This is a genomic window from Polaromonas aquatica, assembly GCF_042659145.1.
Classification (GTDB): Bacteria; Pseudomonadota; Gammaproteobacteria; order Burkholderiales; family Burkholderiaceae_C; genus Polaromonas; species Polaromonas aquatica.
The window spans coordinates 1-627 of sequence record NZ_JBHSRS010000028.1 but is presented as its reverse complement, the minus strand read 5'-3'; the positions used below and the strand labels follow the sequence as shown (position 1 = coordinate 627).

At 61.1% G+C, this 627-nt stretch carries 1 protein-coding gene; it reads right to left on the bottom strand.

Going from position 1 to position 627, the window contains the following annotated elements; translation table 11 throughout:
- Nucleotides 1-590 (bottom strand): efflux RND transporter periplasmic adaptor subunit (locus ACFQND_RS12200; protein WP_377413600.1); only part of this gene is annotated, 590 nt, incomplete at its 3' end.
- Nucleotides 591-627: the final 37 nt, after the last annotated feature.

Here is a 627-nt window from a genome sequence, read left to right as displayed (position 1 = left end):
GCCACGGCCGACAGCGGAAGATCCCATGCGCCTGCTGTGGCAGCTGCCGGCAGTTCGACGGTCAACAACTCGCCGGGGCGTACCTGGCCTGCTTTGCCCTGAACAAGGGCGCGCATCACCACCATCTGACTGCCGGATGCCACCATGGCGCTGCTGCTCATGATCTGCGCAGTGATATCGCGCCCTTGAACTTTCAGCTTGCTGCCCGGTGCCCAACTCGCGCTTTCGGCAACTGGCACTTGAATTTCGAGCCATAACGTATCGGTCTGGGCCAGATGCATCAGAGGAGTGGCCGAGTCGACCCGTTGTCCCGGCTTGGCCTTGATCTCGGTAACGACGCCTGTTTGGGAAGCAGTCAGGATCAGGCTGTCTTGGGGATTGCCTGACGCCGCCACCTTGTCTATGGCCGCCATCGACATACCGCTCAGGCGCAATGCTGTTTTGGCCTGCGTCAATGTCGCCTCGGCTTCCTGCAAGGCAGCTTGAGCTTCCTGCACGCGGCGCTGCGCAATCAGGCCCTCGCCAAAGAGATCCTGTTCACGCTTGGCCGCCTGCCTTGCAAGTTTGGCGCGCGTGTTCGCCTGAAGCAGTTGCAGCTGCAGTTGACTAAGTTCCGGGCTGGCAATA